Raw genomic sequence first — 25909 nt, forward strand, 5'->3', positions numbered from 1 at the left:
GATAGAGAGACGGATGCCGCTCACTAAGCTGGAGGGCATGTCGAAGGTCCTTCAGTCCCTGCCCGTCGGCGAGCGCGTCGGCATCGCCTTCTCCGGGGGGCTCGATACCTCCGTCGCCGTGGCGTGGATGCGCGACAAGGGCGCCGTCCCCTGCACGTACACCGGAGACCTCGGCCAGCCCGACGAGGACGACATCGCCGCGATCCCCGGCCGCGCGCTCGAGTACGGCGCCGAGATCTCGCGCCTGGTCGACTGCAAGCGCGCGCTCGTGGAGGAGGGCTTCGGAGCCCTCGCGTGCGGCGCCTTCCACATCCGCTCCGGCGGCAAGACGTACTTCAACACCACGCCCCTCGGCCGCGCCGTGACCGGCACGCTCCTCGTCCGCGCGATGAAGGAGGACGGTGTCGACATCTGGGGCGACGGATCGACCTACAAGGGCAACGACATCGAGCGGTTCTACCGCTACGGCCTGCTCGCCAACCCCGCTCTTCGCATCTACAAGCCGTGGCTCGACGCCGACTTCGTCACCGAGCTGGGCGGTCGGCAGGAGATGAGCGAGTGGCTCACCGAGCACGGCTTCCCCTACCGCGACTCGGCGGAGAAGGCCTACTCGACCGACGCGAACATCTGGGGTGCGACCCACGAGGCGAAGACGCTCGAGCACCTCGAGGTCTCGCTCGAGGTCGTCGACCCCATCATGGGCGTGCGGTTCTGGGACCCCGCGGTCGCCATCGAGACCGAGGACGTCTCGGTCACCTTCGACGCCGGTCGCCCCGTCGCCCTCAACGGGGTCGAGTACGCCGACCCGGTCGAGCTGGTCTTCGAGGCCAACCGCATCGGCGGGCGCCACGGCCTGGGCATGAGCGACCAGATCGAGAACCGCATCATCGAGGCGAAGTCGCGCGGCATCTACGAGGCGCCTGGGATGGCGCTGCTCTTCATCGCCTACGAGCGCCTGGTCAACGGCATCCTGAACGAGGACACGCTCGCGACCTACCACGAGCAGGGCCGCCGGCTCGGTCGCCTCATGTACGAGGGCCGCTGGCTCGAGCCGCAGTCGCTCATGCTGCGCGAGTCGATCCAGAAGTGGGTCGGGTCCACGATCAACGGCACCGTCACCCTGCGCCTGCGTCGCGGCGACGACTGGACGATCCTGGACACCGTCTCGCCGAACCTGTCCTACGCACCCGAGAAGCTCTCGATGGAGCGGGTGGGGGATGCCGCGTTCGGACCGACCGACCGCATCGGTCAGCTGACGATGCGGAACCTCGACATCGCAGACTCGCGCGCGCGCCTCGAGCACTACGCCGCCGCCGGGATCATCGGCGGAGCGACCGGCGAGCTCGTCGGCACCCTGAGCGCGGGCGGCGCCGAGGAGATCACCGGGTCGGTCACCCCGACCGATGCGCGCGGTGAAGAGCTGGCGGACGCGGTCGATGCCGCCAGCGAGGCCGCGGCCTTCGATTCCGGAACCGACTGAGGCGGCGTCCGTGGCCACCGGGAATGCCCGCATCGTCCGCAGCACGCCGGATGACGTGTTCGCGGTGTTCTCGGACGGCTGGCTGTACCCGGTGTGGGTGGTCGGTGCGGCGCGCATGCGCGACGTCACCGGCGACTGGCCGCAGGCCGGAGCCGAGATCCACCACTCGCTCGGCATCTGGCCGGTCCTCATCGACGACCGCACCGAGGTCGTCGAGTGGGACCCGCCGCGCCGGCTGCGGCTACGCGCACGGATCGGCCCCTTCGGCCGCGCCGTCGTCGTCATCGACGTCCGCCCGCGCGGCGATCACTGCATCGTCCGGATGGGCGAGGAGCCGGTCGCGGGCCTCGCCGCCCGGATCCCCCGGTTCCTCTGGGCCCCGATCATGCGCATCCGCAACACCGAGACCCTGCGCCGCCTGGCCTTCCTCGCCGAGGGGCGGGCGCAGGCCCGGCTCGAGAACGACCGGGTGATCCGCGACGACGTCCCCGAGGAGGAGCCCGGCCCGCAGGCCGATCGTGAGGCGCGCGAGGACGTCGCCGAGGCGGATGACGCGCACGAGGCCGCGGAGCACCCCGAGCAGGTCGATCCCCCGGAGAAGCGGGAGTGACCTCTCCCGACGTGGTGGTCGTCGGCTCCGGACCCAACGGTCTGGCCGCCGCCGCGACCCTCGCCCGCGCGGGTCTGGGAGTCCAGGTCTTCGAGCGCTCCGACACACCGGGCGGCGGCACCCGGACCGCGGAGCTGACCCTCCCCGGCTATCACCACGACATCTGCTCGGCGGTGCACCCCCTGGCGGTCGCCTCGCCGTTCTTCCGGGCCTTCGGTCTCGCCGAACGCCTCGAGCTCCTCACCCCCGAGGTGTCGTTCGCCCACCCGCTTCCGGGGCGACCGGCGGGGGTCGCGTACGTCGACCTCGCACGGACCGCCCACGAGCTCGGCGTCGACGGGCCGGCGTACCGGCGGATGATCGGGCCCCTCGCCGACCGCGCCCTCGCGGTCGCCCGCTTCACCGGATCGAACCTCCTCGGCATCCCCGACGATCCGATCGCCGCCGCGATCTTCGCCGCGCGCGTCCTCGAGCAGGGGACGCCGGTGTGGAACGCGCGCTTCCGCGAGGAGCAGGCGCCGGCGATGATCACCGGCGTCTCGGCGCACGCGATCGTGCGCCAGCCGAGCCTCGTAGCCGCCGGCGCAGGTCTCGCCCTCCAAGCGCACGCCCATGCGGGCGGCTGGCCGATCCCGCGCGGCGGGAGCCAGGCGATCGCGGACGCGCTGGTGGCCGACATCCGCGCCCACGGGGGCGAGGTCGTCACCGGACACGACATCCGGCGCCTGTCCGATCTGCCACCCGCCCGCGCGACGGTGATGGACATCACCCCCCGGGCGTTCCTCGCCCTCGCCGGGGATCGCGTGCCCGCCCGCTACCGGCGTGCGCTCTCGCGGTTCCGGCACGGGAACGCGGCGGCGAAGGTGGACTTCGCCCTCTCCGGCCCGGTTCCGTGGGCCGACGAACGGGTGCGGAAGGCGGGGACGGTCCATCTCGGCGGCACGCGCGCCGACATGGCGTGGGCCGAGAACCAGGTCGCCCGGGGCCGTCACGCGGCAGACCCCTACGTCCTCGTCTCGCAGCCGTCGGTGCTCGACGACTCGCGCGCTCCCGGCGACCACCACGTGCTGTGGGCGTACACGCACGTGCCGGCGGGGTCCGACGTCGACCAGACCGAGGCCATCACCCGGACGATCGAACGCGTCGCGCCCGGCTTCCGCGATCTCATCATCGCGCACCGGAGCGCCACGGCCGTCGATCTGAGCGAGCAGAACCCGAACTACGTCGGCGGCGACATCAGCGCGGGAGCGGCGACCCTGTGGCAGCTGCTCGCGCGCCCCGTGCTCTCGCGCGACCCGTGGCGGACGGCTCTCGACGGGTTCTACCTGTGCGGCTCGTCGACCGTGCCGGGCCCCGGCGTGCACGGACTCTCCGGCTGGTACGCGGCGCAGTCGGCACTGCGCAACACCTTCGGCCGGCGCGCGCCCGTCGACCTCGCTCCCTGACGGAGCGGATGCGAAAGACCTGCTCAGCCCCCCGCGGCGGGAGGCGTGCGCTTCGACTCCGCGAGCTCGTCCATCGACAGCGACTGACGGTCGATGGTGCCGTTGCGGTAGGCCTGCCGCCCGACGATGTGCGCCGACAGCGGCGCGGTGGCGAGCTGCACGAGGACGACCGGCACGAGGAAGGCCACGACCGCCCACGATTCCAGGGCGAGGGCGATCGCGAGGCAGATGAGGATAAACCCCAGCACCTGGGGCTTTGTGGCGGCGTGCAGCCGGGTGGGGACGTCGCGGAAACGGAGCAGGCCGATCGCGGCGGTGAGGCACAGGAGCGCCCCGATGAGGATGAGGACGAGCGCGACGACGTCGAGGGCGTTCACGGATGCGACGGGACTCATTGGTCGGTGTTGTCCTTCCGTGCGACGAAGCGGGCGATCGCGATCGATCCGAAGACGCCGACCGCGGCGATGATCAGCATCGCCGGAAGCGACCGGGTGTGGTGGTTGATCGCCATGTCGGCGCCGATCACGCAGAGCACGAGCGTCAGCAGCACGTCAGAGGCGACCGCGCGGTCGAGGATCGACGGGCCGACGATGATGCGCCACAGGATCAGCAACGCCGCGACGCCGAAGACGGCGTAGATCGCGATCATGAGGATGCTCACAGCGACGCCCCTCCCTGCCGGGGTGTGTCCACCGCGGCCTTCCGGATGGTCTCGAGCTGTGCGCGCGACCCGACCGCCCGGACGATCCGCGCCTCCCACCCCTGGACGGCGCGGCGCTGGTGCGCGGCATCCTCCGGGGTGGCCACGCCGAGCGCGTGCAGGTACAGAATCCGACGGGGCCGGTCGACCTCCACCAGGAGCGACCCGGGGATGAGGGATGCCGTGACCGCGGTGTGCGTCATGATGAGGTCGTCGTCGGTGCGCAGCGGCACCGCGATGATCGCACTGTGAGGCAGCCGACGCGGATCGATCACCTGCCACGCGACCAGGAGCGAACCGCGGATGAGGGCGAGGAAGAAGGTGACGACGAAGACGAGTCCGTACCAGATGTTCACCCGGCCCGACAGCTCCACCGGTGGCAGGCGGAAAATCCGGGTGACGACGATCGCCGCGACGAGCCCCGTCACGAAGGCCGTCCACGTGAACTGTCCCCACAGCAACATCCACAGCGCGATGAGCCATACGAAGAACGGCAGCTGACGCCAGAGGATCGTGAAGACGCGGCGCGCGCGTCCGTCGGGGAGGGTCGCGGGTGCGGTCACGGTGTCCCCCCCTGGTCGACGTCGAGGCTCTTGTCGTCGCCGCCGGTGCTGATCTGGTGCTGCTCTTCCAGCTGGACCAGGGTGACCGGCTCCAGCAACGCGGCGCCGATCCGGGTGCACACGTCGTACAGCGGGCCGGCGAACACCGTCAGCGCGACCGTGAGGGCCACCATGCCGGCGGTGGACGCGGTCATGATGCGGGGGATGACGCGACGTTCGGTCTGGATGCCGGCGGCGGGGGCATCGCCGAGATATTCGATGCGCGCATCGGTCTCGACCGAATCCTCTCCCTCACGCCAGAACGCGAGGTTCCACGCGCGCATCAGCGCGTAGAGCGTCAGCAGGCTCGTGACGATGCCGGCGACGATGAGGGTGATCATCAGCGGGCTGCCGACCTCGGCTGCGGCGTCGAAGATCGCGTACTTGCCGATGAAACCGGAGAAGGGCGGGAGGCCGCCGAGGTTGACGGCCGGGATGAAGTAGAGCACCGCGATGAGCGGAGCCGCCTTCATCAGTCCCTTCACCTTGAGGATCGACGTGCTGCCCGCGCGGCGTTCGACCAGTCCCACCGCGAGGAACAGGGTCGTCTGCACCACGATGTGGTGGACCATGTAGTAGATCGTCGCGCCGATCGCCGCCGGCGTCGCGATCGCGAGCCCGAAGATCATGTAGCCGACATGGCTCACGAGGGTGAACGACAGGATGCGTTTGAGCTCCGCCTGCGCGACGGCCCCGAGCACCCCGACGATCATCGTCGCCATCGCCACCCACAGCAGCAGGGTGTTCACGTCGTTGTCGAGGAACATCTCCGTCTCGGTGCGGATGATCGCGTAGACGCCGACCTTCGTGAGGAGTCCTGCGAACACCGCCGTCACAGGGGCGGGGGCCGTCGGATACGAGTCGGGGAGCCAGAACGACAGCGGGAAGACCGCGGCCTTGATCGAGAACGCGAGCAGCAGGAGCAGGTGGAGGACGAGCTGCGTCTCCTGAGGGAGCTCCGGCATCCGCTCGGAGATCTGCACGATGTTCACCGTCCCGAGGGCGGCGTAGATCATCGCGATCGCGGCGAGGAAGAGGATCGACGACACCAGCGAGACGACGATGTAGACCACACCGGTCCGGATGCGCGACTCGGTGCCGCCGAGGGTGATGAGGACGTAGGAGGCGACGAGGAGGATCTCGAAGCCGACATAGAGGTTGAAGAGGTCTCCCGCGATGAACGCGGTGAAGATCCCGGCCGCGAGGATCAGGTAGGTCGGATGGAAGATCGTCACCGGCGTGTCGTCGTCGCCGTCGGCCGCGCCCTGTCCGACAGAGAAGAGGAGGACCGCCAGCAGCACAACGCTGGAGACCATGACCAGGAGCGCCGCGAGCCGGTCGACGTAGATGACGATGCCCACCGGGATCGGCCAGCCGCCGACCGAGACCGCGATGGCCTGATCGCCGCCGTCGACGACCGCGAGGAGGATGGCGGCGATCACGCAGACGACCGTCAGCGTCACGACCGAGACGACGACCTGGGTGCGCCGATGACGACCGGCGATGAGGGCGATCGCCGCTCCGAGGAGGGGCAGCGTCACCAACAGGGGCGCGAGGGCGGGGGCGATCTCGGTCATGCGTCGTCGTCCTCGCTCGCGGCGCGGCGGTCGCCGCGGAGGGGGGCGGGGCGATCGACACCGGCGTCGTCGGAGAGTCCTGCGAGGTCACGGTTGCCGAGCACCGTGATCGGCGTGGAGGCGAGCCCGACGAAGTCGGTGGTGTCCTCCGCGTCGGCGTCCTCGATCTCGGTCTCGTCGTCCATCGTCTCGCCGGGGTCGCCGGTGCGTTCGCGCACGGCGATGTCGGCCTCGTCGTCCGAGACGTCGTCGGCCTGGCCGAGCTGCCACGACCGGTAGATGAGGGCCAGGAGGAAAGCGGAGATCGCGAAGGTGATGACGATGGCGGTGAGCGTCAGCGCCTGGGGCAGGGGATCGGACATCTCCTCTCGGTCACCGGCACCGTAGAACGGCGCGATCCCCGGATTCCCCATGGCGATGATCATGAGCAGGTTCGCGGCGTTGCCGAGGAGGAGGAACCCGATGAGCACCCGCGTCAGGCTCCGCTCGAGCATCGCGTAGACGCCGCACGCGAACAGCACGGCCATGATGATGATGAGGATGAGGGATGCGTCCATCAGGCGCTCACCCCCAGTCGGGCCTGCTTGCCCTGTCGGTCGACCTCGGCGCCGAGGCTCCGCAGGACGTCGAGGACCAGTCCGATGACGACGAGGTAGACCCCGACGTCGAACAGCGTCGAGGTGACGAACTCGACGTGGCCGAAGACAGGGATCTCCGCCTCCCACCACGTGCTCGTGAGCGGGGCGACGCCGAAGAAGAGGGGCACGATCGCACAGGCGACGGCGATCGTCATACCGACGCCGAGAAGGCGCCCGGCATCCGTCGGAGCAGCCGCACCGAGCTCGTAACGCCCGCCGGCGACGTAGCGCATCACGAGGGCCATGCCGGCGACGAGGCCTCCGGCGAAGCCGCCGCCGGGCAGGTTGTGACCGGCGAAGAGGAGGTAGAGCGACACGATGATGATCGAGTGGAAGAGGATCCGCACGATCACCTCGAGGATGAAGGAGCGCTCCTCGGGACGCACCTTCTGCCCGCCCACGAGCCATGCGGTGCTCCCGCGCGTCGATCCCGTCTCGCTCGGCTGCACGCCCTCGGAGGTCTCCACGAGCGGTCGGCGGCTGCGACCGGAGGCCGCAGGGAGCGGAGCGATCGCCCGCGACAGCGTGTCGGAGCGGTGGGTGACGAAGACGAGGGAGGCCACGCCGGTGGCCGCGAGCACGAGGACCGAGAGTTCGCCCATCGTGTCCCAGCCGCGGATGTCGACGAGGGTGACGTTGACGACGTTGCTGCCGTGCCCGAGCTCGTACGCCAGGTCGGGGTAGTTCTCCGACACCGGAGTACGGATGCGTGCGCCGGTGGCGACCAGGGCGATGAGACCCATCGTGACGCCGACCGCACCGCCGATCACCGCCCGTGTGATCGGGGCGACGGAGGCGTTGTGGTCGCCCATGCGCGAGGGGATACGGCGCAGGACCAGGGCGAACGCGATGAGGGTGACCGTCTCGACGAGGATCTGGGTGAGCGCGAGATCGGGAGCTCCGCTCGTGGCGAAGATCACGACCATGCCGAGGCCCGTGACCGACACCAGGACGACCCCGGTGTAGCGCTTGCGCGCCCGCACCGCGACCAGGCCGGCGGCGATCATGATCGGCGCGACGACCAGCTGCATGGGTGTCTGGTACGCGACGAGCTCGGCCTGCCAGACCGGGCTCGCGAGGAGCGCGGTGCCTTCGGCGGCCACGAGGACGATGAAGATGGTGCCGACGTAGATGGGCAGCGATCCGCGCTGGGTGAGGCTCGTGGTCCACACCGAGAGCTGGGCGATTCCTCGGAGACTGGCGTTGTAGACGTCGGCGGCGGTGAACGGCAGCATGCGGGCGGAGAGATCGCGCCGCGCAGTGAGCCAGAACATCACGAGCCCGATCGCGATGGTTCCGAGCGACAGGAAGAGCGCCGGCTCGAGCCCGTGCCACAGCGCGAGGTAGCCCGCGTACTCGGGAGCCGCAATGCCGGGCGATGACACCGGCGAGAGATCGGCGTAGAGGGCGAAGGCGCGATCGAGGGCCGGAGCCGCGAACCCGGCCACGAGGGTGAGCCCCGCGAGCACGAGCGGGGACGCGACGAAACCGATCGGAGGCCGGGGCCACTCGGTCCGCGTCTTCATGCCGCCGTCGGCATCCTTCTTGGACCAGAACGCCCCCCACACGAATCGCGCGCCGTAGGCGGCGGTGAGGATCGAGCCGAGGAGGACGCCGACGAGGGCGACGAGCCCCCAGACCGAGCCGTTCTCGGTCTCGGTGAGGAGCGCGGCGAGCGCGGTCTCCTTGCCCACGAATCCGAGGGTCGGGATGACGCCGACCATCGAGCAGATCGCGACGATCGAAACGGTCGCCAGCACCGGCGCCTGTCGGCCGAGCCCGCTGAGTTCGCGAAGATCTCGCGTGGACAGCTGGCGATCGATGACGCCGACGATGAGGAACAGCGCGGACTTGAACAGCGCGTGGCTGAGGAGCAGAGCGAGGCCGGCCAGCGCGGCGTCGCGGGTGCCGAAGCCGAGGATCACGGTGAGGAAGCCGAGCTGACTGACGGTGCCGAAAGCGAGGACACGCTTGAGGTCGGTCTCGCGGAGCGCCTGGAATCCGCCGAGCAGCATCGTGAAGACGCCGAGGCCGATCACGATCGGGCGCCACGTGGGGGCGAACGCGAACACGGGGGCGAAACGGGCGATGAGGTAGATGCCGGCCTTCACCATCGCTGCGGCGTGGAGATAGGCGCTCACCGGTGTGGGAGCGGCCATCGCGCCCGGCAGCCAGAAGTGAAACGGGAAGATCGCGGACTTGCTGAGCGCACCGACGAGCACGAGGACGAGGGCGACGTCGACGACCATTCCGGTCGGGGCATCCGAGAGCATCGTCGTCATCGACGTCGTGCCCGACTCGACGACGAGAAGCACGACGCCGATCAGCATGACCAGGCCCCCGAGGGTCGTCACGAGCAGCGCCTGCAGGGCGGAACGACGACTGGCGGCGCGGTTGTTGTAGTACCCGATGAGGAGGTAGGACAAGACGCTGGTGATCTCCCAGAACATCACCAGCACGACGAGGTCGTCGGTGAGGACGAGCCCGTACATCGCTCCCGCGAAGGCGAGGAGGACGGCGGAGAACTGGCCGAGACCGTCGGTCTTGCCGCGGAAGTACCAGCGGCAGTAGATCATCACGAGCGCGCCGACGCCGGTGACGATGAGCGTCATCAGCCACGACAGCAGGTCCATCCGCATCGACAGCTCGATGCCGAGCGGCGCGATCCAGGTGTACGACGAGAAGGGGACGCCGCCGGAGAGCACCTCCGGGCCGAGCCAGACGGCGTGCGCGAAAGCGACGAGGGGAAGCGCTGCGGCGACGAGGAAGACGCGCGCGCCGAGCTTCGCTGTCAGCAGCGGAAGGAGGAGAGGGACGATCGCGAAGGCGAGCAGGAGGGCGAGCAGAGACGGCCTCCTCTGGTCGTCGGCCGGCGGGCGTGCACGGCTCGGGCGATCGGGGTCGGGGGATAGTCTACCGCGCAGCTCCGGGTTCTCCCGGCGGAGGTCCGGTGGTATTGCCCTCGCGGAATGTGCACGTGAACTGGATGGACGCCGCCTGTCCGCCTTCGATCATCGCCGTGACGGCCCGCCCGGCGGCGCGGCCCTTCTCGGCCGCGGGCTGATGGAGCGTCGTCAGTTCGTAGGGGGCGAGGCCGTCCACCGCGATGCCGTCGAATCCCGTGACGCTGACGTCCTCGGGGACGCGAAGCCCCGCTTCCTCGGCAGCGCGGATGACTCCGGCGGCCAGCAGGTCGCTCTGGGCGAGGACCGCCGTCGGCCGCTCGGCGGCATCGGCGAACAGCGCACGCCCGGCCTCGAGCCCCTCGGCGATGAAGCTGCCCGCGGCCGCCCACACCCGGGCATCCGGGAAGACGTCCCGCGCACCGGCCAGACGCTCTCGCGTCACGTCGACGGTGATCCGCGCGTCGTCGGGCATCCACCCGCGCTGCCACCCGCCCGACAGGGGCAGCGCGACGACGGCGACCCGGCGGTGGCCGAGCGCGCACACGTGGCTGGCCGCCTGGCGCTGCGCCTCGCGGTTGTCCAGTCCGATCCGTGGCACGTCGTCGCCGGCATCCCCCTCCACCACGACGACCGGGATGCCGCGCGCGCGGACGACGTCGAGCGAGGCGCGGAGATGACCGCTGCAGCCGATGAGGACCGCGGCGTCGAGCGGGGCGGTCGTCAGCGAGGCACCGGAGCCGGCGATGTCGTCGCGAAGGAGCAGCAGCCCTGCCCCGAGCGGGGCGACCCCGTCGGCGAGGCCGTCCATCATCAGCGTCTTCACCGGATCGAGGAAGGCTGCGCCGAGGTACTCCTCGAACACCACCCCGACGATTCCTGAACGGCCGCGGCGCAGCGAGGCGGCGCGCGGGTCGGGCCCGGTGTACCCGAGCGACGCGGCCGCCGCGAGGACGCGCCCCCGCGTGGCCTCGGACACCGGCGTCTTGCCGCTGAAGACGACGGATGCCGTCGACGGGGAGACGCCCGCCTCGCGGGCGACGTCGGCGATGGTCGCCCGGCGCATGTTCACGCCCCGATCGTACCCACCACGTAGCGGACGGTCGAATCGATTCGATACCATGCACCGGTGGATCAGACCCTCACCCGCTCCCAGCTCGTGCGCTGGCGGACCGCCATCTTCACGATCTTCTTCGTGGTGGGCCTCGGCTTCGCCTCCTGGGCGTCGCGTCTGCCGGCCGTGAAGCAGGCGCTCGACACCGACGACTTCGGCATCGGCATCCTGCTCCTCGTCATGGGTGCCGCCTCGATCGTGGGCCTGTCGCTGGCGAACGTCATCGTCGCGCGGTGGGGGGCACGACGCGGCATGGTCGCCACGATCGCGAGTTTCTCCGCGGGTCTGATCCTCGTGGGGCTCGCCGTGCAGGTGGCGCAGTCCTTCGAGCTCGCCGCCGCCGCCCTCGTCCTCGTGGGGCTCGGGATGAGCGCGACCGACGTCATGATGAACGTCGAGGCGGCCGCCGTCGAGCAGTCTTTCGGCCGCACCCTCATGCCTCTCTTCCACGCCTTCTTCTCGTTCGGCACGGTCGCCGGTGCCGGTGCCGGCATCGCGATGGCCGCGTGGCAGGTCGGCGTGCAGTGGCACCTCGGCCTCGCGGGCATCCTGGCCCTCGTCGCGGGGATCGTCGCGCTCGGTTTCGTGCCGAAGCGCGACGAGGTGCTCGACGGCGACGCGCCCACGCCGACCCGCCGCGAGCGTTTCGCGGAGCTGGCCGCGGTGTGGAAGACCCCGCGCACCTATGCGATCGGCGTGATCATGCTCGGCATGGCCTTCGCCGAGGGGAGCGCGAACGACTGGCTGACCATCGCGATGGTGGACGGCCACGGCGAGACCGAGGCCTTCGGCGCGGTCGCCCTCACCGTCTTCTCCGTCGCGATGACCGTCTTCCGCGTCATCGGCGGTCCGCTGGTCGACCGCTTCGGTCGCGTCTGGACGCTGCGCATCCTCGCCGTCGCCGCAGGCGTCGGTCTCGTGGTGTTCATCCTCGCGCCGTCGCTCCCGATCGCCCTCGTCGGTGTCGCCCTGTGGGGCGCGGGCGCGTCGCTCGGCTTCCCGCTCGGGATGTCGGCGGCCGCAGACGATCCCAAGCGCGCCGCCGCCTCGGTGTCGGCGGCGGCGACCATCGGCTACCTCGCGTTCCTCTGCGGCCCGCCGGTGCTCGGCTGGATCAGCCACCAGATCGGCATCCTCCCGACCCTGTGGATCATCGTCGCCCTCATCGCGATGTCGGGCTTCGCCTCGGGTGCCGCCAAGCCCCTGGCCACCTCGACCGTGGGCGGCGGCCACCGCACCCCCGTCTCCGGTGACCGGACGGGCGACCGCGACGAGGTGCCCGCGCGCGACTAGGCTCGACGGGTGCGTCTTGTCATCGCCCGCTGCTCGGTCGACTACACCGGGCGCCTCACCGCTCACCTTCCGCTGGCGACCCGCCTCCTCGTCCACAAGGGCGACGGAAGCCTGCTCGTGCACTCCGACGGCGGATCGTACAAGCCGCTGAACTGGATGAGCCCGCCCTGCCGTCTGGATGTCGAGGAGCCGGATGCCGACTCCGCCGCCGCGGGCGTGCAGGAGTACTGGCGCGTCACGCACGCGAAGACGGGCGACGCGCTGCTCGTGCGCATCTACGAGGTGCTTCACGACTCGTCGCACGAACTCGGCATCGACCCGGGCCTGCAGAAGGACGGCGTCGAAGCCGACCTGCAGCGTCTCCTCGCCGAGCAGGTCGAGGTGATCGGCGACGACCTCACCCTCGTCCGCCGTGAGTTCCCCACCGCGATCGGTCCGGTCGACCTGTTGCTCCGCGACCCCGCCGGCGGCACGATCGCGGTCGAGGTCAAGCGCCGCGGCGACATCGACGGTGTCGAGCAGCTCACGCGCTACCTCGAGCTCCTCGACCGCGACCCGCACCTGTCTCCGGTGAGCGGCGTCTTCGCCGCCCAGGAGATCAAGCCCCAGGCGAAGGTGCTCGCCGCGGACCGCGGCATCCGCTGTGTGACCCTCGACTACGAGGGCATGAAGGGCGTCGACTCGGGGCACCTCCGCCTCTTCTGACGCGAGCCGGGTCGCCGAACGCCCCGCGTCTCAGCGCCGAGTGCGCGCGAGTGCCGCGGCATGCGCGCGGCTGCGTGCGCCGAGCTTCCCGAGGACGTTCGAGACGTGGGTCTTGACCGTCGTGAGCGAGATCCCGAGCCGCGCGGCGATCTCGGCGTTCGACAGGCCTTCGCCCAACGTCTCGAGGACGCCCCTCTCGCGGTCGGTGAGGCCGGCAGCGGCCACCGCGTCGGCCTCGGGACGACCGCCGGACGCCGTCGGGGACGCCTCTCCGTCGGGAGCCGAGCGCGGGATGAGCCCCAGCGCGCGGCGGGTGATCCGAGGGTCGAGCACCCCGTCCCCGTTCGCCACCGAATGAACCGCCGCGACGAGCGACGGGGCGTCGACGGTCTTCAGCAGGAAGCCGACGGCTCCCGCGGTGAGCGCATCGGCCACGAGCTCCTGCTCGTCGAAGCTGGTGAGGACGAGAACGTCACCGCACCCCTCCGCCACGATCTGCCGCGTCGCCTCCACGCCGTCCATCCCCGGCATCCGCAGGTCCATGAGGACGACGTCCGGACGGAGGGCGCGCGCGTTGCGCACCGCGACGACACCGTCCGCCGCTTCTCCGACGACGTCGATCCCGTGCGACTCGAGCATGATCCGGAGACCCTCCCGGATCGCCCCGTGGTCATCGGCGAGCAGGACTCGGGGCGCCGTCACACCGGCACCTCCCGTGGAAGGAGGGCGTGCACGGACCATCCGGATGCCGTCGGCCCGGCCTCGAGCGTCCCGTCGAGTGCACGCACGCGCTCGCGCAGGAGCTCGAGACCCCACCCGCTCCCGGGCAACGCGGGCGTGGTGATCGGCTCCCCGCCCCGGGACACCACGCGGACGCCCACCTCCCGCGTGTCCGCGGTCAGGTGCACGTTCGCCTCCCCGCCGGCCGCGTGCCGGACGCAGTTCGCGAGCGCTTCCTGGACGATCCGGGCCGCGGCATGATCGACGGCCGGCGGGAGCGGGTCGGTGAGGTCGGCGCAGAGGTTCACCGTCACCCCCGAACGCTCGGCCTCGCGCACCATCGCGGGGATCGCCGCGGTGCCGGCACTGACGACGGGCACCTCGTCGCCGGTCCTCAAGACCGCGATCATCGATCGGAGCGCAGCGTGCGCGTGCAGGCTCGAATCACGCACGGCGCGGAGGGCCGAGGTGTCCCGCTCGGACTCGCCGGGATCGCTCAGCGCCGCCTCGGCGCGGATGGCGACCGCCGACACGTGTCCGGCGACCAGGTCGTGCAGCTCACGCGCCATCGCTTCCCGCTCCCGTTCGACCGCCGCCCGCCGATCGCGGACGGCCAGTCGTTCGGCGTCCTCGGCGCGCTGGCGATGCAGCGCCACCAGCTCGCGTGACTGCACCGTCGAGGTTCCCCACCAGTACGCGACGCCGAGGAGTCCGGTGGTCTGCAGGGCCATGAAGATCCCGACGCGGGGGTCGCCCGCACCGACCGCCGTCCCCAGCGCCGAGGCGACGACGAAGACCACGATGACCGACAGGATGCGGTGACGCACGCGGGGGGTCGCCGCGACCACCGCGGCGTACAGCAGATCGAGCGTGACGATGACGGGCACGATCCCGCCCACCGTGAGGACGTCGCCGACGAGCAGCGCACCGGCCATCGCGACGCCGAGGAGCGGGGCACGATCGCGCAGCAGGATCAGGGCCGCGGCGGAGAGACCCGCCACCAGAGACCACCACGGGGACGCGGGCTCGGAGAGAAGAGAGTAGGAGCTCCACAGGCCGGTGATCCCGACGGCGGCGCTCACGACGGCGATCATCGCGTACCCGAGCGCATCGACGGCGGGGCGGTGTGCGCGGATCCACCCGCGCCACGAGATCGTCATCGCCGGCATGCACCCATGCAACCACGGCGGGCATCCCGGGTCCTCCGTCGAAAGGACGAGGACTCTCCGATCGGTTTCGGCCGTTCGGCCGATGTGCACCGCGGGTCACGTCGTCGACGGTGGAAGCATGGACCTCCTTCCCGGCGTGCCGCTGCCCGTGACCCTGCTCGTCCTCGCGCTCGTGGATTCGCTGAGCATCGGCACCCTCCTCATCCCGCTCTTCCTCCTCGTGGCGCCGGGGAGGGTGCGCGCCGGTCGCGTGCTGCTGTATCTGGCGACGGTCGCGGGGTTCTACTTCGCCGTCGGAGTGCTGATCCTCCTCGGCGCCGTCAACCTCGCGGAGGTCGCACAGCAGGCGCTCGCCTCGTCCGCGGGCCAGTGGGGTCGACTCCTCGTGGGCGGCACGCTGGTGATCGTGGCCTTCGCGATCCCGACGTCGTCGCACGCGCGATCATCCGTCACCGCCGGAAGTCGGACCGCGCCAGACTCCGGAGGCGCCCGTCCCTCGCCCGACGACGGGATGGAGCCCGGCCCCGGGCGGCTCAGCCGCTGGCGAGACCGCCTTCTGGACCCGACGACGAGGCCGATCGGCGTGATGGCCGTCGCGGTGGGGGCCGGAGTCATCGAACTCGCGACGATGCTGCCCTACCTGCTCGCGATCTCCGTCCTCGCATCATCGGATCTCGCTCCGATCACCCAGGTGCCGGCCGTGGCCGCATATTGCGTGGTGATGACCCTCCCCGCCCTCGTGCTCCTCCTCTTCCGTACGCTGGCGCACCGGGTGATCGATCGGCCGCTCCAGCGGATGACGGTGTGGCTTCAGCGGACGGCCGCGGAGAACACGGCCTGGATCGTCGGAATCGTCGGCTTCCTGATCGCCCGCGGAGCGATCTCCGACCTCGGAGGCTTCGGCATCCTGAGCTGATCTCGGTCCGCGCCTCCGTCGCGGACTTGTAGCGTGGGGGCATGCCCTCCCGTTCTCCCTGGACCTGCGTGCTGTGGGACGTCGACGGCACCATCGTCGACGCCTCGGTCGGCATCCTCCACCGCTTGACGGTCACCCTCGAGCACTTCGGACTGCCGGCCCCGACGCGCGACGAGCTCGTGCACTGGATCGGCCCGCCGATGTACGAGTCCTTCCAGGTGAACGTCGGGATGACTCCGGCGCAGTCCACCGAAGCCGTCGCGTTCTACCGCTCGCTGTCGAAGCAGGAGGGGTACACCACCGGCGCCCGGGTCTTCGACGGCGTCGACACCCTCATCCACGACATCGCTGCGGCCGGCATCCCGCAGGCGACGGCGAGCTCGAAGCCCGAGGTGCAGGTCGTCGCGCTCATGGACCACTTCGACCTGTCGCCCGCCTTCACCGCGATCGCCGGCGCGACGCAGGACGAGAAGACGCTCAGCGCCAAGTCCGACATCATCGCCGAGGCGCTGCGGCGCCTGCGCGCATCCGGCGTCGACACGTCGCGGCCGGTGCTGATCGGCGACCGCCATCACGACATCGACGGCGGGCGCATCCAGGGCATCCCCGTCGTCTTCGTCACGTGGGGATTCAGCTGGCCCCACGAGTCCGAGGGCGCGCAGGCGGTCGTCAGCGACGTCGACGCGCTCCGGCGGCTGCTGCTCGTCGAGGATGCCGATGCCTGACGACGTCCGCGAGATCGTCGACGCCCTCCTCCCCTCGGTGGTCGTCTTCGGGATCGCGGCCCTGGGCGTGGTCATCGTCGTCTGGGCCCTGCGCCGCGCGCGACGCTCGCCCCGCGCCCGCGCGGCCGCCGAAGCGCTGCGCACGCGGGCCGGCGCCGACCTCGTCCGATTGGACGAGGCGGTCGACGAGCTCGACCTCGAGCTCGGGCTGTCCGGCGCGCTCTACGGCGGCACCGCGCCGACGAGCCTCCGCCGGGCGCGATTGACGGCGCAGCACGTGCGCGACGACGCCTTCGCGGAGTACGCCGCGCTCTCGCAGGCCGACCTCCGCCCGGACGAGATCCGCCGCGCCAGCCAGCGCATCCAGCGCCGGAGCGGCGAAGCACTGGGCCGGATCGAGGCCGCCCGCGCGGAGCATGCGGAGTGGGTGCGGCAGAACGTCTCCGCCGCCGACCAGGTGCGCGCCGCGCGCGAGCGGCTCACCACCCTCCGCGCGACGATCGGCGACCCCGCTGCGCTCGTCGCGGAGCTCTCCCGTCGCTTCGACGAGAGCGAGTGGCGCGCCGCCGCCGAGGCGGCCCGGGAGGCATCGGCCGCCGCGCACCGCGCCGACGAGGCTCTCACCGCGGCCGAGCAGGGTCTGGGCGACCCGACCGTGAGCGTCCTGGCCGATCTCGCCGCCGCCGAGCGGGCGATCCGCGCCGCAGAGGCCGAGGCGCGCATCCTCGAGGAGTCCCACCGCCTGACGTTGCAGGCCGCCTCCGCCGTCCGCGGAGAGCTCGAGGCCGCGCGGTCCGCCGTGCGTCAGGCGGTCACCACGCGCGACGCGCTGGAGCCCGCGGATGCCGAGCGCCTGGGCGCGGAGATCCGCACGGTGCAGGACGGGATCGACGCACTCGACGCCACCGCGGAGCGCACGCCCACGGCGACGGTGGATCGGGTGGCGCGTCTGCGGGATCGACTGGACCTCACCCTCGGCGACGCACGGACGGCGCAGCAGCGACTGCGGAGCGCCCGCACCGCCCTTCCCGGCACCCTTGCCTCCGCCCGCGGCGCCGTCGCCCGCGGCGAAGCGGCGATCGCCCACACGCGCGCCGGCGCCGACGCGCGCGCCCGTCTGCTGCGCGCCCAGCGCGAGCTCGCCGAGGCCCGTCAGGCCCAGGATCCGGTGACCGCCCTGGATGCCGCCCGGCGGGCACTGCGCGACGCGGAGGACGCCGCGGCCCTGGCCGATCACGCCCGACTCGGCGGACGGTGACCGACGCATCTCGCTAGGGTGATGCCCATGAGCGAGGAAGCGTCCCGGAAGTCGCCCCCCGTCGTCCTCACGGTCCTCCGCCGGATCCCGGCGACGCTGACCCTCGTGGCGGTGATCCTCGCCGTCGGCGTCGTCTTCGGCGGGCTGTGGTCGGCGTTCATCGACGCCCCCGCCTTCGACGTCGTGGCCTACGGGCTCCCGGCGCTGGCCGAAGGCCGCTGGTGGACCCCGGTGGTCGGCACGTTCTTCGTCGACCACCCGTGGGTGTACGTCCTCACCATCAGCAGCTTCGCGGGGATGGCGTATCTTGAGTTCCGCCGCGGCTCCCGCGTGGCACTGGCCTACTTCTGGGTGGGTCAGCTGTTCGCCGTCCTCGCCACGGCGCTCCTCCTCTCGGTGCTGTCGCTGACCCCGTGGGCGTGGGCCGAGACTCAGGCGCAGGCGTTGGACGTGGGCGCCTCGGGCGGCACGATGGCCTGCATCGCCGCGGCGGTCGGTCTGTTCCGTCCCCCGTGGCGGGTCCGCGCGTGGCTGGTCGTGCTCTCCTTCGTCTTCATCGCGATGCTGTTCTGGGGTTCGCTCGCCGATCTCGAGCACTTCTTGGCGGTCGTCCTCATCCTCGCCGTCGACCGATCGCTCAAGCTCCGTCGTACCACGGTCCGGGAGCAGCGGCTGATCGCCTTCTTCGGCGTCCTCGTGCTGGGCGCGATCCAGATCATCACGGTCCTCGTCCCCACCAACGGCCTGTTCGGCCCCACCGAACCGGCATCCGGCGGCTTCATCGACCTCGCGGTCGACACCCTGATCATCCTGCTCGTCGCGAATGGACTCCGCCGCGGACGACGCTGGTCGTGGGTGGTGACGATCATCCTGGCGGGTCTGAACATCCTCCTCGGCGCCGCCGTCGTCGCCGCGATCATCATCGCCAGCGAGCAGCAGGTCGAGGGTGTCATCGACGGGGAGACCGAGCTCGCCCTCACAAGCGCCCTGATGTGGCTCGGGATGCTGATCTACCTCCTGATCGTCCGCGGCGCCTTCCGCGCCCGCCGTCGGTCCCGGATCGGCCTCAGCCCCACCCCCGATGCCGACGCGGCGAAGGAGATGCTGCGCGCGTCGGGCGGCGGGACGCTCTCGTGGATGACCACGTGGGATGGCATGGCGTATGCCCGCACCTCGGGAGGGATGGTCGCCCACCAGCGGCGCTCGGGGGTGGCCCTGGCCCTCGCCGACCCGCTCGGTCCGGTCGAGACCCGCGCGGCATCCGTCACGGAGTTCATCCGGATGTCGGAGGAGGCCGGCCTCGTGCCGTGCTTCTTCAGCTCGGACGAGGCCACCCGCGCGGCGGTCCCCCCGACGTGGCGGAGCATCGTCGTGGCCGACGACACCATCGTCGATCTGCCGGGGCTGGCGTTCACCGGGAAGCAGTGGAACTCGGTGCGTTCCTCGCTCAACCGCGCGGGGCGCGAGGAGATGACGTTCCGGATGACGCGCCTCGCCGACGAGAGCTGGGGCGTGCGTCAGCAGCTCCGCGCGATCTCGGAGATGTGGGTCGGCGACAAGGGGCTGCCCGAGATGGGATTCACGCTCGGAACGCTCGAGGAGGCCGAAGACCCCGAGGTGCGACTCGCCCTGGCCATCTCCCCCGAGGGCGACGTCGACGGGTTCCTGTCGTGGCTGCCGGTCTACGGCGGGGGTGGTGCGGTGCGCGGCTGGACGCTCGACCTGATGCGCCGGCGCGAGGGCGGCTTCGGTCCGGTGATGGAGTTCCTCATCGGCTCGTCGGCGAAGCTCTTCTCCGAAGAGGGCGCGGAGATCATGTCGCTCTCCGGGGCGCCCCTCGCGCACGACTATCCGCCGGATGCCGGAATGATCGCCGTCCTCAGTGACAAGCTCGCCGACATGCTCGAGCCGGTCTACGGCTTCGGGTCGCTGCACCGCTTCAAGGAGAAGTTCCACCCGCGGTACGAGACCATGTACCTGATCTTCCGCGACGAGAGCGACCTCGCCCGCATCGGACCGGCGCTCGCACGCGCGTTCCTGCCGGACGCGACGCTGCGTCAGTTCGCCGGTGCGGGTCTGGAGCTCGTGCGCGGCGACCGTTCCTGAGCGCCCAGCGGGGCGCTCGAGATCAGAGCGGGCGGATGTTCTCCGCCTGCAGGCCCTTGGGGCCCTGGGCGATCTCGAACTCCACGCGCTGGTTCTCCTCGAGGGAGCGGTAGCCGCTGGCGTCGATCGCGCTGTAGTGGGCGAAGACGTCCGCACCGCCCTCGTCGGGTGCGATGAACCCGAAGCCCTTCTCCGAGTTGAACCACTTGACGGTGCCCTGCGTGCTCATTCCATACCGTTCTTCCGCGCCCGGAGCCGTGCGCGCCGGAGCGGTTCCACGCTAACGAAGCGACGGCCGCGTCGCGAGGGGGGTGTCGGACAGTGACGGAAATGTTGCACACGGCGGAGCGGGTGCGGCGGGGTCATGCGCACTCCCATCGAACGCCCGGGCTGAGCGATGCTCCAAGCCCGGGCGCCGACGGATCCCCCCGGATAGGCCACGCCGAAGCGTGACACGCACATGGTATCGACAACTCCCCTCCACGCGGGAGTCCCCTTCTCCGTGGGGATGGCTCTGGGTACGGTGTCCCCGTGACCCACATCGAGCTTCGCACCCTCACCGACGACGACCTCGACGACGTCTTCGCGATGATGCGCGATCCCGACGGCGTCCGGCAGGCCGCGTTCACGGCATCCGATCCCGATTCCCGAGAGGAGTTCGATGCATGGATGGCCCGCCAGCGCGCGAGCGACGACGTGATCCAACGGGTCATCGTCGCCGACGGCTCGTTCGCCGGAACGGTCGCGGCGTTCACCGTCGACGGCGACCGCGAGGTGAGCTTCTGGACCGCACGGGAGGTCTGGGGCCGCGGCATCGCGACGGAGGCGCTGCGTCAGCTGGTGTCGATCGAGCCGGTCCGCCCGCTGTTCGCGCGGTGCGCGGCGCACAACGCCGGCTCGATCGAGGTGCTCCGCCACAACGGGTTCACCGAGGTCTCGCGGACGACGTCGTTCGCGCCCGGACTCGGCCGCGAGGTCGAGGAGATGGTCTTCGTGCTGCTGCCCGCCCTCGACGGGGTCTGAGCTCAATCCTGCGGGTCGACGTCGTCGGCGTCCGCGGGTGCGACCTCGGTGACCTCGATGCGCGGGGCGTCCACGTCGTCCCGGGGCGAGGGCACGTACATGAACTGCAGCTCCGTACCGACCGGGAAGCGCGCGACCAGCTCCTCCGGCAGGGCATCCGCCGACACGACCTCGAACTGCACGGCGGGCGGGAAGGATCGGGTGCCGCATGCCCACCGATACCCGCTGGGGGACGCCGTCATGTCGGCCTCGGTACTCCGGAAGACGGCGAGGCACATGTCGGAACCCGGACCCGCCCACTGCCGTTCCGCGCTCACGGGCGTCAGCCCGAAGAACTCGCGGAACACGGTGGAATCGTCCAACTCCGTGCCGAGGAAGCGCGGCCACGGGACCTCGGGCTCCGGGGGGAGGGAGGCGATGACCTGGGCTCTGCTCGCACCCTCACTCACCGCGGTGATCGCGACGGCACCTGCCGCGCCCACGGCGAGCGCCGCGACGACGGATGCCGCCCACCAGCCCGGGGAGATCCGTCGAGGCGCGGCGGTGTCCGCGGTGGCGTCCTCCGCCACAGTGTCTCGATCGGCCTCGGGCTCCGGTGCGACGGATCCCGCGGGTCCCTCGGGCTCCGCGGCCGGCGGGGACGCGGCATCCGCTCGCGCGCGCGCCTGCTCCTGCACGAGCGTCTCGAGTTCGCGCAGCCGCTCGCGTCCGACGGGGTCCTCGTGGATGTCAGCGCCCGGCCCGTAGGCCCGCGCGCGCAGCGCCCGGAGCTCTTCGCGCGCATCGGCTTCCATCCTCCGATCCTCTCACCGCGGCATCCGCTCAGGCCTCTCGGGACCACACCTCCCGGGGGGTGAGGGGCACGAGCGCCGGGCGCGCGACGGCCGTCACGAGGTCGAGCGGAGCACCTCGACGGCCGGACTCGAGCAGGGAGCTCATGATGTCCAGCACATGGAGAGCCACCGAGCCGTCCGCGCCGCGACCGCCGCGCACGATGTCGATCAGCCCGATCCCGCGGCCGGCGTCGGCGTAGCCCGCCGAGACCGGGAGGGTCTGCCACTCGGCCCCCCGCCGCGCGAGGGCGACGTCGCCGTCGAACATGTTCGGGTCGGGGAGGGTGAGCGATCCCTCCTCGCCGTGGATCTCGAGGGGTCGCGCCTCGCTGCGCACGGCGTCGAAGCTGAACACCACCGTCGACACGGCCCCCGACGCATGCTCCAGGATGCCGGTGACGTGCGTGTCGACCTCGACGGGGATCTGCTCCCCGGCCCGCGGACCGGTGGCGATGGTCCGCTCGTCGCGCGCGCGCCGCGACACTCCGGTCACGCGGACGACCGGACCGAGGAGGTGCACGAGCGAGGTGAGGTAGTACGGCCCCATGTCGAGCAGTGGCCCGCCACCCTCGCGGTAGTAGAAGTCAGGATGCGGGTGCCACGACTCGTGCCCCGCCGACACCCACGTCGCCGTCGCCGAGAGGGGGCGGCCGATGAGCCCTTCGTCGACCGCGGCGCGCGCCGTCTGGATGCCGGTCCCCAGCACCGTGTCGGAAGCGCCGCCGACCCACGCGTCGCCGCGCTCGGCCATGATGCGCTGCGCGTCGGGGAGCGTCGCCGCCAGCGGCTTCTCGCCGTAGACGTTCTTCCCCGCCGCGAGCGCGGCAAGGGCGATCTCGGCGTGGGCGGCCGGGATCGTGAGGTTTAGCACGGTGTCCACCCCGGGGTCGGCGAGGAGCTCCGCCACCGACAGGGCGCGGCATCCGTCGATGCGGGCGGCGGCCTCCTCCGCCCGAGAGGCGTCGAGGTCGGCGACGGCGGTGATCCGGATGCCGGAGACACCCTCGAGGGTGGCGAGGTACTGACCCGAGATGACCCCGAGCCCGACGATGCCTACGCGGTGCGGGCTGCCCACAGCATCCCCCTCTCCACGATGGTGCGGACGTTCGGATCGGCGAGGACCTCCGGGGAGTGCCCCGGCGTCGCCACGAAGATGCGGCCATCGCCCCAGTGACGCGTCCACACTGCGGGAGAGGTCACCGGCCGGTGCCACGGATGATAGGGCTGAACGGGGTGCGTGGTCGTTGCGAGGACGTCGATGAGGTCGTCGTGCAGCACCCAGTACTGCTCGGTGTCGAGGGAGAAGTCGGCGATCCCCGCGGTGATCTCATGGGTGCGGCCGAGCTCGGTCATCTCGACCGTGTAGGGCAGGAAGTTGTCGGACTCGCCCGCGCCGCACTGCTCCGGCGCCTTCGACGGATGCGTCGCGAACTGGCCGCCGATCAGGTGGAGGTAGTCCGATTCCTTGCGGTAGGAATCCGCGATCCCTCCGTGCCAGCCGGCGAGCCCGGTGCCGGCGCGCACGGCGTCGCGGAGGCCGGCGAAGGCCTCGCGGGAGATCTCCGACATCGTCACGCTCTGCACGATGAGGTCGGTCGCGGCCATGAGGTCGGCATCCACGTAGACGTCGTTGGTCTCGGAAACGGTGACGTCGAACCCGTTGTCGCGGAGGAACGGCAGGAAGAGCTCCGTGGCTTCGACGGGTTTGTGCCCGTCCCACCCTCCGCGGACGACGAGTGCACGGCGGGATGTCATGACGGGTTCTCCTTCTTCGGTGCCGGCTCCACGGGGGTGAAGCGGCTGTCATCGTGGGCGCTGCGTTCGACCGCGGCCAGGACCCGCTGCACGCCCGCAGCCTCGGCGAAGCCGGGTTCGGCGGGTCCGTCGCCGGCGATGGCGCGGACGAGATCGACCACCTGGTGGGTGAAGAGGTGCTCGTACCCGAGCCCGTGACCGGCCGGCCACCAGGCCTCCGTGTAGGGATGCTCGGCCTCGGTCACCTGGATGCGGCGGAACCCCTGGGCCCCCGCATCGTCGGCGGCGTCGTAGTACTCGAGCTCGTTCATGCGGGTGAAGTCGAACGCGACGGAGCCCCGGTCGCCGTTGATCTCGATGCGGTTCGAGTTGCGGTGTCCCGTCGGCAGTCGCGTGGCCTCGAAGACCCCCATCGCCCCGGACGCGAAGCGCGCGGTGAAGGCGACGGCGTCGTCGACCGTCACCCGCTCGCGCGCGGCTCCCTGCGCGGCTCGCCCGCCGAGCCCGACCTGCTCGCCGAGCACCGGGCGGGTCTCGACGAAGGTCTGCATCGTCGCCGAGACACCGATGATCGCCTCGCCCGTGATCCACTGCGCGGCGTCGATCGAGTGCGCGCCGATGTCGCCGAGGGTTCCCGACCCGGCGCGCGCCCGGTCCAGGCGCCATGTGTAGGGGGCATCCGCGTCGCTCAGCCAGTCCTGCAGGTACTGCGCGCGCACGTGCCGGATCTCGCCGATCCGACCCTCCTGGACGAAACGGCGGGCCAGCGCGAGAGCCGGGGTGCGGCGGTAGCTGAACCCGCACATGCTCACCGCGCCGGATGCTGCGGCCGCGGCATCCGCCGCCGCCACCATCGCCTCGGCCTCGGCGACGTCGTTCGCGAGGGGCTTCTCGCACAGGACGTGGAGGCCCGCCTCGAGCGCGGCGGTGGCGATCTCGGCGTGGGTGTCGCCGGGCGTGCAGATGTCGACCACGTCGATGTCGCCGCGCGCGAGCACGGCGCGCCAGTCGGTGCTCCACCCCTCGGCGCCGAACTCCGTCGCGGCGGCGGCGGTGCGCTCCGGGTCGCGGCCGACCACGACAGCGAGCTGCGGCTCGCGCGGCAGGTCGAAGAACCGGTGGGCGGTGCGCCAGGCCTGCGCGTGCGCGCGGCCCATGAAGCCGGTGCCGATGAGCGCAACGCGCAGGGCACTTCGCGGTGTCGTCGTCGACATCTCGAATCCTCTCCATCGATCGATGCGGTGGCCCACTTTTCCACCCGAGCGGATGCCGCGCGATGAATTGGCGCAAAATAGCGGGGTGACCCCGGAACCGCGTCCAACCCTCGACGCGATCGCCGCGCACTGCGGGCTGAGCGTCACGACGGTCTCGCGGGCCCTGCGGGGCCGCGGTGAGATGGCGGCCGAGACCCGTGCCCGGGTGCTCGCCGCCGCCCGCGACCTCGGCTATCGGCGCGACGGCGAGCGCCGCGGACGTCCGCGCACCGGCACGTCGCGCCTCATCGACCTCGTGCTCGGTCGGTTCCACGACCCGTACTCGGAGCAGGTCACCGCGGGGGCGCAGATCGCGGCGGCCGAACTCGGCTACGACCTCGTGCTCACCACCGAACGCGATGCGCCGCGCGACGACTGGCCGATGCGCATCCGCTCCCGGGGGTCGGCGGGGGTCGTGATCGGGGTGATCACCCCGACCGCGTCGCAGGTGACGGTGCTCGCCGATGCCGGCATCCCGATCGTCCTCCTCGGTCCGCGCGGCGACGCCTCCCTGCCGCTGTGGAACGTCGGCACGACCGACCACGCCGGGGGGACGGATGCCGCCGCCCACCTGATCGACCGGGGGGCGCGCCGGTTCGTGGTGATCGCCGGGGAGCCGACGTTCCGCTTCGGTCGTGCGCGGGTGCAGGGGTTCGAAGCGGAGACGGAGCGACGGATGCCGGGCGCCGTGGTCGTCCGCGAACGCGCCGACTGGACGTCGGGCCAGGCGCGGCGGGCGACGGCGCGGGCTCTCACCGAGATCCCCGGCGACGGACCGATCGGCCTGTTCGCGTGCTCGGACGAGATGGCCGCGGGCGCCTACCGCGCGATCGCGGAGGCCGGTCTGTCGATCGGGCGGGATGTCCTCGTCGTCGGGTTCGACGACGTGCGCGGGGCGCGGTGGCTGCAGCCGCCGCTCACGACGATCCGTCAGCCGCTCCGCGAGATGGCCGCCACCGCCGTCGGGCTTCTCGCCGACGCCGCGGAGGGTCGGTCGGTCGAGCGGCCGTCCCTTGAGCTGCCGACGACGCTCGTCCCCCGCGCCTCGACCGGCGCCTGACGCGCGGGCGCGGCGTCCGTCGGG

Annotated in this window: 25 protein-coding genes; 11 read left to right on the forward strand and 14 right to left on the reverse strand. The window is 71.4% G+C overall.

Features of this window, described 5'->3' with window-relative positions; translation table 11 throughout:
- Positions 1 to 37: 37 nt before the first annotated feature.
- The 3 genes from argG to LTL01_RS00105 are packed head-to-tail and all read left to right on the forward strand — an operon-like array spanning position 38 to position 3535.
- The gene (argG, locus tag LTL01_RS00095; protein WP_236966911.1) at positions 38 to 1480 is read left to right on the forward strand and encodes an argininosuccinate synthase; all 1443 of its coding nucleotides are present in this window, start codon (positions 38 to 40) and stop codon (positions 1478 to 1480) included.
- A 10-nt stretch (positions 1481 to 1490) separates the two neighbouring features.
- Entirely contained in the window at positions 1491 to 2090 is a 600-nt protein-coding gene (locus tag LTL01_RS00100) for an SRPBCC family protein (protein WP_236966912.1), read from the forward strand.
- On the forward strand, positions 2087 to 3535 hold the full coding sequence (locus LTL01_RS00105) for a phytoene desaturase family protein (protein ID WP_236966913.1): 1449 nt from the start codon (positions 2087 to 2089) through the stop codon (positions 3533 to 3535). The genes LTL01_RS00100 and LTL01_RS00105 overlap by 4 nt, the downstream gene beginning before the upstream one ends.
- A gap of 23 nt (positions 3536 to 3558) precedes the next feature.
- Here LTL01_RS00105 and mnhG read toward each other — a convergent pair whose 3' ends face one another.
- The 7 genes from mnhG to LTL01_RS00140 all read right to left on the reverse strand — a co-directional run bounded on the left by mnhG (position 3559) and on the right by LTL01_RS00140 (position 11027).
- Positions 3559 to 3930, reverse strand: a complete 372-nt coding sequence (mnhG, locus tag LTL01_RS00110; RefSeq protein WP_236966914.1) for a monovalent cation/H(+) antiporter subunit G — start codon at positions 3928 to 3930, stop codon at positions 3559 to 3561.
- The gene (locus tag LTL01_RS00115) at positions 3927 to 4184 is read right to left on the reverse strand and encodes an MrpF/PhaF family protein (protein ID WP_272877654.1); all 258 of its coding nucleotides are present in this window, start codon (positions 4182 to 4184) and stop codon (positions 3927 to 3929) included. Before LTL01_RS00115 ends, mnhG begins: the two co-directional genes overlap by 4 nt.
- 8 nt (positions 4185 to 4192) lie before the next feature.
- On the reverse strand, positions 4193 to 4798 hold the full coding sequence (locus tag LTL01_RS00120; RefSeq protein ID WP_053546652.1) for a Na+/H+ antiporter subunit E: 606 nt from the start codon (positions 4796 to 4798) through the stop codon (positions 4193 to 4195).
- Positions 4795 to 6414 (reverse strand): Na+/H+ antiporter subunit D, encoded by a 1620-nt coding sequence (locus LTL01_RS00125; protein WP_053546653.1) that lies wholly within the window; start codon positions 6412 to 6414, stop codon positions 4795 to 4797. The genes LTL01_RS00120 and LTL01_RS00125 overlap by 4 nt, the downstream gene beginning before the upstream one ends.
- Positions 6411 to 6971, reverse strand: a complete 561-nt coding sequence (locus LTL01_RS00130; RefSeq protein WP_053546654.1) for a Na(+)/H(+) antiporter subunit C — start codon at positions 6969 to 6971, stop codon at positions 6411 to 6413. Before LTL01_RS00130 ends, LTL01_RS00125 begins: the two co-directional genes overlap by 4 nt.
- On the reverse strand, positions 6971 to 9898 hold the full coding sequence (locus LTL01_RS00135; protein ID WP_236967699.1) for a Na+/H+ antiporter subunit A: 2928 nt from the start codon (positions 9896 to 9898) through the stop codon (positions 6971 to 6973). The genes LTL01_RS00130 and LTL01_RS00135 overlap by 1 nt, the downstream gene beginning before the upstream one ends.
- A 67-nt stretch (positions 9899 to 9965) precedes the next feature.
- The gene (locus tag LTL01_RS00140) at positions 9966 to 11027 is read right to left on the reverse strand and encodes a LacI family DNA-binding transcriptional regulator (protein ID WP_236966916.1); all 1062 of its coding nucleotides are present in this window, start codon (positions 11025 to 11027) and stop codon (positions 9966 to 9968) included.
- Between the two features lie 57 nt (positions 11028 to 11084).
- On the opposite strand from LTL01_RS00140, the gene LTL01_RS00145 reads away from it, so the two are divergent.
- Positions 11085 to 12362, forward strand: a complete 1278-nt coding sequence (locus LTL01_RS00145; protein WP_236966917.1) for an MFS transporter — start codon at positions 11085 to 11087, stop codon at positions 12360 to 12362.
- Between the two features lie 9 nt (positions 12363 to 12371).
- Entirely contained in the window at positions 12372 to 13067 is a 696-nt protein-coding gene (nucS, locus tag LTL01_RS00150; protein ID WP_236966918.1) for an endonuclease NucS, read from the forward strand.
- 30 nt (positions 13068 to 13097) lie between these two features.
- Here nucS and LTL01_RS00155 read toward each other — a convergent pair whose 3' ends face one another.
- Positions 13098 to 13769, reverse strand: a complete 672-nt coding sequence (locus tag LTL01_RS00155) for a response regulator (protein ID WP_231717891.1) — start codon at positions 13767 to 13769, stop codon at positions 13098 to 13100.
- Positions 13766 to 14956: a sensor histidine kinase gene (locus tag LTL01_RS00160; RefSeq protein WP_236966919.1), complete on the reverse strand. Its 1191-nt coding sequence runs from the start codon at positions 14954 to 14956 to the stop codon at positions 13766 to 13768. The genes LTL01_RS00155 and LTL01_RS00160 overlap by 4 nt, the downstream gene beginning before the upstream one ends.
- Before the next feature lie 118 nt (positions 14957 to 15074).
- Here LTL01_RS00160 and LTL01_RS00165 point away from each other — a divergent pair, with 118 nt between their 5' ends.
- The 4 genes from LTL01_RS00165 to LTL01_RS00180 are packed head-to-tail and all read left to right on the forward strand — an operon-like array spanning position 15075 to position 19961.
- Positions 15075 to 15872 carry a GAP family protein gene (locus LTL01_RS00165; RefSeq protein ID WP_053546830.1) on the forward strand — a complete coding sequence of 266 codons (798 nt, stop codon included), beginning with the start codon at positions 15075 to 15077 and terminating at the stop codon, positions 15870 to 15872.
- 41 nt (positions 15873 to 15913) lie between these two features.
- Complete coding sequence (locus tag LTL01_RS00170) at positions 15914 to 16597, forward strand: HAD hydrolase-like protein (protein WP_053546660.1); 684 nt, start codon at positions 15914 to 15916, stop codon at positions 16595 to 16597.
- Positions 16590 to 17855: a coiled-coil domain-containing protein gene (locus tag LTL01_RS00175; RefSeq protein ID WP_236966920.1), complete on the forward strand. Its 1266-nt coding sequence runs from the start codon at positions 16590 to 16592 to the stop codon at positions 17853 to 17855. The genes LTL01_RS00170 and LTL01_RS00175 overlap by 8 nt, the downstream gene beginning before the upstream one ends.
- A gap of 27 nt (positions 17856 to 17882) precedes the next feature.
- Positions 17883 to 19961 carry a bifunctional lysylphosphatidylglycerol flippase/synthetase MprF gene (locus tag LTL01_RS00180; RefSeq protein ID WP_236966921.1) on the forward strand — a complete coding sequence of 693 codons (2079 nt, stop codon included), beginning with the start codon at positions 17883 to 17885 and terminating at the stop codon, positions 19959 to 19961.
- Between the two features lie 22 nt (positions 19962 to 19983).
- Here the strand turns inward: LTL01_RS00180 and LTL01_RS00185 are convergent, their stop codons facing one another.
- Positions 19984 to 20190, reverse strand: a complete 207-nt coding sequence (locus tag LTL01_RS00185) for a cold-shock protein (RefSeq protein ID WP_053546663.1) — start codon at positions 20188 to 20190, stop codon at positions 19984 to 19986.
- A gap of 302 nt (positions 20191 to 20492) precedes the next feature.
- Between LTL01_RS00185 and LTL01_RS00190 the strand changes: the two genes are divergently transcribed.
- The gene (locus LTL01_RS00190) at positions 20493 to 20984 is read left to right on the forward strand and encodes a GNAT family N-acetyltransferase (RefSeq protein WP_236966922.1); all 492 of its coding nucleotides are present in this window, start codon (positions 20493 to 20495) and stop codon (positions 20982 to 20984) included.
- A 2-nt stretch (positions 20985 to 20986) separates the two neighbouring features.
- On the opposite strand, the gene LTL01_RS00195 is transcribed toward LTL01_RS00190, so the two are convergent.
- From LTL01_RS00195 to LTL01_RS00210, 4 genes are read right to left on the reverse strand one after another with little or no spacing between them, the layout of a single operon-like run.
- Positions 20987 to 21778: a hypothetical protein gene (locus LTL01_RS00195; protein ID WP_236966923.1), complete on the reverse strand. Its 792-nt coding sequence runs from the start codon at positions 21776 to 21778 to the stop codon at positions 20987 to 20989.
- Between the two features lie 28 nt (positions 21779 to 21806).
- Entirely contained in the window at positions 21807 to 22892 is a 1086-nt protein-coding gene (locus tag LTL01_RS00200; protein ID WP_236966924.1) for a Gfo/Idh/MocA family protein, read from the reverse strand.
- Entirely contained in the window at positions 22871 to 23572 is a 702-nt protein-coding gene (locus tag LTL01_RS00205; protein WP_236966925.1) for a ThuA domain-containing protein, read from the reverse strand. The genes LTL01_RS00200 and LTL01_RS00205 overlap by 22 nt, the downstream gene beginning before the upstream one ends.
- Positions 23569 to 24786 carry a Gfo/Idh/MocA family protein gene (locus tag LTL01_RS00210; RefSeq protein ID WP_236966926.1) on the reverse strand — a complete coding sequence of 406 codons (1218 nt, stop codon included), beginning with the start codon at positions 24784 to 24786 and terminating at the stop codon, positions 23569 to 23571. The genes LTL01_RS00205 and LTL01_RS00210 overlap by 4 nt, the downstream gene beginning before the upstream one ends.
- A gap of 85 nt (positions 24787 to 24871) precedes the next feature.
- On the opposite strand from LTL01_RS00210, the gene LTL01_RS00215 reads away from it, so the two are divergent.
- Positions 24872 to 25885 (forward strand): LacI family DNA-binding transcriptional regulator, encoded by a 1014-nt coding sequence (locus tag LTL01_RS00215; RefSeq protein ID WP_236966927.1) that lies wholly within the window; start codon positions 24872 to 24874, stop codon positions 25883 to 25885.
- Positions 25886 to 25909 lie beyond the last annotated feature (24 nt).

Source organism: Microbacterium aurantiacum (assembly GCF_021654035.1).
GTDB lineage: Bacteria > Actinomycetota > Actinomycetes > Actinomycetales > Microbacteriaceae > Microbacterium > Microbacterium aurantiacum.